The sequence below is a fragment of the Roseofilum acuticapitatum BLCC-M154 genome (assembly GCF_030068475.1).
Taxonomy (GTDB): Bacteria; Cyanobacteriota; Cyanobacteriia; order Cyanobacteriales; family Desertifilaceae; genus Roseofilum; species Roseofilum acuticapitatum.
This window is the reverse complement of the sequence record NZ_JAQOSP010000137.1, coordinates 1-7,120: the sequence shown is the minus strand read 5'-3', so window position 1 is coordinate 7,120 and position 7,120 is coordinate 1. Positions and strand designations below refer to the sequence as shown.

The 7,120-nt window shown below is 50.4% G+C and carries 4 protein-coding genes; all 4 read right to left on the bottom strand.

Annotated elements, in window-relative coordinates; translation table 11 throughout:
* Positions 1 to 248: 248 nt before the first annotated feature.
* Complete coding sequence (locus PMG71_RS21400; RefSeq protein ID WP_283755766.1) at positions 249 to 4,643, bottom strand: nSTAND1 domain-containing NTPase; 4,395 nt, start codon at positions 4,641 to 4,643, stop codon at positions 249 to 251.
* 189 nt (positions 4,644 to 4,832) lie between these two features.
* Positions 4,833 to 5,051 (bottom strand): toxin-antitoxin system HicB family antitoxin, encoded by a 219-nt coding sequence (locus PMG71_RS21395; protein ID WP_283755765.1) that lies wholly within the window; start codon positions 5,049 to 5,051, stop codon positions 4,833 to 4,835.
* A 7-nt stretch (positions 5,052 to 5,058) separates the two neighbouring features.
* Positions 5,059 to 5,481: a putative toxin-antitoxin system toxin component, PIN family gene (locus tag PMG71_RS21390; protein ID WP_283755764.1), complete on the bottom strand. Its 423-nt coding sequence runs from the start codon at positions 5,479 to 5,481 to the stop codon at positions 5,059 to 5,061.
* Between the two features lie 52 nt (positions 5,482 to 5,533).
* A complete protein-coding gene (locus tag PMG71_RS21385) occupies positions 5,534 to 6,925 on the bottom strand; it encodes an AAA family ATPase (RefSeq protein WP_283755763.1) in 1,392 nt (463 codons plus the stop codon).
* Positions 6,926 to 7,120 lie beyond the last annotated feature (195 nt).

The following is a 7,120-nucleotide window of genomic DNA, read 5'->3' as shown; positions in this document are numbered from 1 at the left end:
AAATGGGCGATCGCCATCAACAAGCCATCCCTCGCCGTCTCCACATTTAGCCCATTCCCTCCTGCAATGATCCCCCGTAGGGGCGGGTTAACCCCAAATCTATAACACCCACCGATAACTTACCTGAACCCGCCCCCACCCCACCCATACACCCAAATTAATTATCATTTATCGCCGCGATCGGGCGGGTTGCATGACAACTGGCTACCAACCCAGATCAATTGTTCATTGTTCATTGTTCATTGATATTACTCCCAATACTCCTCGCACTCCTTCATCTCCTTATTATTACTGTTCAGATAGGGACGCACCCAACGACATCCCCGTGCAATTAGCTCCTCTAGGGTTTCTACAGGCAATGTTCTGATGGTAACCGTATTGCCATCAATTGCAACAGACGTAAGGGTACGGCCCTCTTCATCCCAGCGAATCTGGCGAACCTCTCCTTGATGACCTCGAAATACCGCCAACTCCTGACCCGTTCTTGTCCACACTCTCACCGTTCCATCTCGTGAACCTGTCGCAATTCTGTCGCCATCGGAATGCCAAGCCATATCAGTGATATCATCCGAGTGACCCTGTAATATAGTAGCTTTACCACTCTCGACTGCTATTATCTTCGCCGTGTTGTCAGCGCTGCCAGTGGCCAGGGTGCTGCCGTCGGGGGAAAAGACCACTCCCCTGACCGTATCCTCGTGAGTAATGGTGTGCAGGGTTTGCCCACTCTCGACTGCTGTTATCTTGGCCGTGCCGTCAGTGCTGCGAGTAGCCAGGGTGCTGCCATCGGGGGAAAAGACTACTCCCCTGACCAAATCCTCGTGAGTAATGGTGTGCAGGGTTTGCCCACTCTCAACTTCTGTTATCTTCACCGTATTGTCAGTGCTGCGAGTGGCCAGGGTGCTGCCGTCGGGGGAAAAGACTACTCCCCAGACCGAACCCTTGTGAGTAATAGTGTGCAGGGTTTCCCCACTCTCAACTGCTGTTATCTTGGCCGTGTTGTCAGTGCTGCCAGTAGCCAGGGTGCTGCCGTCGGGGGAAAAGACGACTCCCGTGACCAAATCCTCGTGAGTAATGGTGTGCAGGGTTTGCCCACTCTCGACTGCTGTTATCTTGGCCGTGCCGTCAGCGCTGCCAGTGGCCAGGGTGCTGCCGTCGGGGGAAAAGACGACTCCCGTGACCCAATCCTCGTGAGTAATGGTGTGCAGGGTTTGCCCACTCTCGACTTCTGTTATCTTGGCCGTGCCGTCAGTGCTGCGAGTAGCCAGGGTGCTGCCGTCGGGGGAAAAGACTACTCCCCAGACCGAAGCCTCGTGAGGAATCTTATTCTGCTCCCTAATGGTGTGGCTAACTTGTTGCAATGTTGAAATGGGACTATAGGCTGCGTACTCAGTCACAGGCTGATTCACAGTATGAGGGTATAACTGTTGAGCCGTTTGTAGGGCAGAATGCAAAGCTTCCAACGGCTGACTAGGAACATTTTCAAATTGCCGTAGAGTTTTAACCCCCAACCGTTCCCATCGAGTTCCGTCTAGGGCCAGTTTGCGCTCCACCCTAGCTTGACGAACCAACCCAAAGGTGAAGATAAGAATGGCAACGGAAGCCACAGAAGTCAACCCCAATAGCCAACTACTGCGCTGTACCTTCTTCTCAATCTCAGCTAAACTCCGCTCTGCGGCTTCCCGCTTCCCTTGCTCCCGCTCCAGTTTCTCCTGCAACTGTCGTAGTTCCGGTGCTTGCTCTCGCACATAGCGCACCAAATAATCATGCACCAACTGATAGCCCGCTTCCCCTCGCTCCTCTATCAACAGCACCAACCCCGAACCCACCAAAATCTTCAACACCAGGGATAAGTCTGCCTCCTCTATCTTTTCCCGTACCTCCCGTTTAAGTTCCTCTTCCCTCTTCACCGGCCGGCGCAAATCTTCATCCGTCAACAAAAACAACACCCAATAAGCCGATCGCTCATGTTCTGTGCCACAATCTTTCACAACCGTCTCAATATAACGCCGCACCAGCTCCGTTTTCGGCTCCAACACCCCCTCATTCAGCCGCTCGTACTCCTCCAACCGCGTAATATAACTGTCCTCCAACTGACTGCCCACAATCTGCAACTCAATCGGAATCACCTCTTCCCCTTCTCCCGCCAAATCCTCCACCAGTCGCTGCAAGAGCGCCTCTTCTGGATGAAAACTCGTCTTCTGGGTCAACCGCCGAATAATCTCCACCGCCTCATCCGGCCGAAAATAAGACAACGGATAGCAATTCTCTCGACTGAGCAAATCCCCCACCCGTGGCAGTTCCCGCTCCTCAAACAAATAATGAATAAAATCCTGGCGAATCGAAATCACAATTTGCAGCCCTGGACACCGCTCCAACCCCTCCGCCAGCAACCCAAACAGCGGCCTGCGCTCCCCCCTTGTGCGAAACTCAAAGAAAAACTCCTCAAACTGGTCAAAAATCAACACAATCCGCTCATAACCACCCTCAGCCGCCCGCCAAACCCGCAACAACTCCCCCTCAGTCCATGACGTGCCCTGAGCGCAGTCGAAGGGCTGTTCCCTAAGCGCAGTCTTTTCCCTGAGCCGAATCGAAGGGCTGTTCCCCATTCCCCATTCCCCATTCCCTATTCCCTCTCCCCCATTCCCTATTCCCCATTCCCTATTCCCTAACCCAAACCGCTCCAACTGCTCCCCAATCTGCCCTTGCCAATCCCCATACCGCCGCAACACAATCGGAATAATCCGGTCTCGATGCACCTTCTCTGCCAGCGCCGGAACCAACCCCGCTTGAATCAACGAACTCTTCCCCACCCCCGAATACCCATAAATCGCCGTCACCACATGATCTGTATCCAACACCCGCTCCACCAATTGCTTAACCGCCTCCTCTCTCCCCGCAGCCCGAATTTCCGTCGCCACTCCCCGTTGCTGCGGTCGGCACGTCAACCGACTCGCCCCCACAAACCCGCGAAAGTTATACTCAAACTCCGCCGTCCGTAACTCCCGCTTCACCTCATAGGCTTCCAGATACTCTTTTTGCTCAAACAACAACACGCTCAACAACTCCAACGCTTCCACATGCAGCCTCGGCGCACGTTCTACCCCCGACTCCCGCACCCACTGCAACTGCTCAATGGCGGCATTTCTCTCTCCCCGAAGGCGATAAACCTTCGCCAAAATCAACCGCGACAGCACCACATAATATTGATTGGAATGCAGCACTTTAGGCTGCTCTGCCACAGCGTTTGATCCCCCTAAATCCCCCTTAGAAAGGGGGACTTTATTTGTTACTCCCTGAGCGTTTGATCCCCCTAAATCCCCCTTGGGAAGGGGGACTTTATTCGTTACTCCCTGAGCGTTTGATCCCCCTAAATCCCCCTTGGGAAGGGGGACTTTATTTGTTTCTCCCTTGCTTAACGGGACTGTCTTTGTCCCCCCCTTGCTTAAGGGGGGATAGGGGGGATCAAGATCTCCGAGCGCTTCCTGTAATACCTTCTCGCTCCACTGCTCTGCCTCCTCCCACTGCTCCTGCTCAAACGCCACCTCTGCTAACACCGAATAATCCCGCAACCGATAACGCTTCGGCCATTTCTCCTCATCTTCATGGAACGGCATCACCTGACGCGCCAACTGTGCCAACAACTCCCAACGCTCCAAATAGCGCAAAATTCCCAACCAGCGATGAAACGTCCTCGCCACATTCTCCAACGTCCCCGCTTCTTCCCACAGCGCCAACGTGCGCTGCACATACCCATACGCCACCTGCCACTCCGAACCCTCGCGCCGTTGTTCCTCTCTCAGTTCCTTAAATAACTTCGGCGGCACAAACTGCACATTCTCCCTCGTGGGAAACACCTTCCGAAAATAGGCATACGCCAACTGACTGCACACATAGCCTTGTTGCTCTAGATTTCCCTGCTCTTGCCATATCTCCAGCGCCGCTTGATAATGCCCAATAGCTTCCTCAATCTGGCGATTACCCCCATAAGCCACAGCAGCCAACCCCAACAACAGTTCTAGATGCGCTCTCCCTTCAGCGCTCAGGGTTGCTCCCTCCTCTTGAATATCCCGTTGCACCGCCTCCAGTGCCATTGCCAGTTCTTTTGCGTCTTGCGGAGAAATCACCCCATCTTGAAAACATTCCACCCGCTCCCCTAACCATCCATTCAATTCTGCTGAAGGCAGCCGAAACTGATAGTGACTGCTCCAACTCGCCAAATCAGGAGCCGATTTCAGCACCGTTTTCAAGACTCCCTGATTCACCCAAAACACCATCGGCACAGGAAACTCCCCCTTCAGAGACTCCCGCACCTGATTCACAGAAGCCAACAGTTTCTCCAATTGCTGCACCCGCTCCCAACCCGTAAGCATTAGGGAATAGGGAATAGGATTTTCATTGCCCTCCGATGTTTCTTGATCAGATATTTCTCGGTGCAGCGCATTCAACAAAGAAGTCTCCCCCTCCTGCAATCTCACCACCTTGATGTGTAAGGCTGACATCTTCACCAACTCATCCATCAACACCTGCTGCAAATCGCCATAATTACAACAGGCAATCATCAGGGCAAACTCACCGCTAGAGGATTCCAGCATCCAGTTGAGGTTATCTAGACTATCCAGATTTTCGTCACTGAGAACTATCATGGTTAGGGAATGGGGAATAGGGAATTTCTTATGTAGGACTTAGGCAACGACTCGATATATTTCGTTCGTAGTTGGCGCTTTAGCGCTAAAGCGCCAACTACAAACCGAGTTTTCTGTTGCCTCATTTTAGGTTAAAAATCCTTCACTTGTAAGATCTCTCTATCCCCCATCACAGCGCAAAGCACTGTATTATTGATTCAAAGTATCCAACCGATCCAAAATCTCTAAACCCCGCACCACATCACCCTGTATTGCCAAGGCTTGAAAGCGTGTCTGAGCATCAAACTCAGCCAATGCCAGCGTCGAGAGTTCCTCCATTAGTTTATTCACACTAATGCCACGAGATTGAGCCAGTGCTTTCAGGCGAGAATGTTTTTCATCGGGTAAACGAATAGTTAAGGTTGCCATATTGTACTTACTCCATAATCAAGGCTTCAGGGGAAATAATAGAAAGCTGGGGAAAGATGAGTTCAGCCCTCTGGAAATCTTTAACATTCTGAGTGACAATTGTCTCAGCATTACCTGCGATCGCCAACTCAATCAAATGATTATCCGCTTCATCCCTCAAATTTGGCCGCCATAAGTAATACACCTGAACCCATTGACTCACCGACATCAAAGCAGCCAGCAATGCTTCAACCTCTGCTCTCGGTAGCGGACAACGTGCCATCACTTCTGACCTCGACACAATGGACTCATACTCCAAAAACAAGGCCGTTCCCATCAGGGGTTGATACTTGCCTTGTAAGCAGGCACGAAGCACCGCACGGCTGACTCCATCGGGACTAATCAAGGCACTGACAAAAACGTTGGTGTCAATCACAAGTTTGCTAGACATGAGCTAATGATAGCATATACGCCATCATTAGAGAGAGGTATGGCGATCGCCCCTATTCCCCATTCCCTAGTTGTTCTGCGCCTTGCAAAATGGGATTGAGATCGAACCAAGAAACTCCATCTTCTTGATACTCGAATACTAAACGAGAATGAATTAACTTATCGTAATTTTCATCGCCGCTCACCTGCTGAGTCTGTTGTACTTGCCGCAACAATTCCCATTCAGCATCATCAATCTGTAACATCATATTACTGCGTCGCTGACGAATAACTAAATCTAAGCTTTTACGGGTGAGTTTTCCCTTTTTCCGGTCTTTAGAAATCCACTCAGTTAACAGTTGCAGTAAATCCCGGACATGACCGCCACTGGTACGACAGAGATGATCGAGAGTAGCGCTATCTTCAAAGATTTCTGTGACTTGGTTCAGCCGTTCGTCTTCACTCAAATCCGGAAAAGCTCTAGCTAAAACCATTTGCCTCATTTTATCCATGCCTGCGGGGAAATCTTGGCGATTTTTATCTTTAAGCCGTACCATGGGCAAGAGTTTCGGCGAATCGGAATACTTGCTTGTTAAACGGTTGTATTCATCACAAAATCGCAAGGCTAAGGGCATCGTATAGACCAGGTGACATTGGAATTTTTGCAGAAATTCGGCTTGATCAATAAACAAGTATTCTTGTTGGGGACGATCCCAAGATTTCCGGGTAGCATCAATCCGGTCTAAGTTATCGACAATAATGACTAACCCTTGCTTGTTTTGTTGTTTTAAGAGTTCAATGGCAGGCTGAATCAGTTCTTGGTTAATCGCTTCAATTAATTCTTTTTTTTGCGGCCCTAAAAACTGATTGAGCTTCTGTCTAAGGGCCGAATCTCCTTTGGCTTTGGCGGTAATTTTACCAATTCCTACGCCTAACGAAAACCCTTCTGAATTGGCCTTAACGCCGACTTGGGGTAGGGTTTCACTCTTGAGAATACCGACTTCTACTTCTGTGAGATTAAATTCAGTTTGCAATAGGTCTGTGGTTCGGGTTAACAACCCGCGTAGTCCTTGCGCTGGGGGAAGTTGTAGTTCTTCGAGTCCCTGGGAAATTCGACGGGCGATCGCCAATAATACATCACCAATATCCACATCCGCTAATTCTAAGTCGTCGCTAGAGGCGAAATAAATGGTATAAAATCCCGCCTCTTCCAGTTGCGCTCTCAGCCTCAGCAGTTCCGTTGATTTACCACAGCCAATATGCCCAGTAAAAAGATTACAGGTCGCTTCATCGGGATAAACCTCAGTAATATGCTCAAATAACTCGGTAATGACCGTATCACCCCTGACCTCAGTAAAATCAATATAGAGCTTTCTTTCTTCCGGTTTGCTCACATCAATGGTATCGCTAGGGCGACTGGCTTTGATAAACCGAATAAAATCAAAAGGTACGGATGGAGTGGTCATGGTCTAATAGAGCGAGGGGTATCGATCGCCAAAGCTATTCTAACCGCTACAGTATCCGAAATGGGCGATCGCCATCAACAAGCCATCCCTCGCCGTCTCCACATTTAGCCCATTCCCTCCTGCAATGATCCCCCGTAGGGGCGGGTTAACCCCAAATCTATAACACCCACCGATAACTTACCTGAACCCGCCCCC

Excerpts from the sequence above, each read along its gene's own strand:
- PMG71_RS21400 (WP_283755766.1), bottom strand. The coding sequence starts at position 4,643 with ATGATAGTTCTCAGTGACGAAAATCTGGATAGTCTAGATAACCTCAAC.
- PMG71_RS21385 (WP_283755763.1), bottom strand. The coding sequence starts at position 6,925 with ATGACCACTCCATCCGTACCTTTTGATTTTATTCGGTTTATCAAAGCC.
- PMG71_RS21390 (WP_283755764.1), bottom strand. The coding sequence starts at position 5,481 with ATGTCTAGCAAACTTGTGATTGACACCAACGTTTTTGTCAGTGCCTTG.
- PMG71_RS21395 (WP_283755765.1), bottom strand. The coding sequence starts at position 5,051 with ATGGCAACCTTAACTATTCGTTTACCCGATGAAAAACATTCTCGCCTG.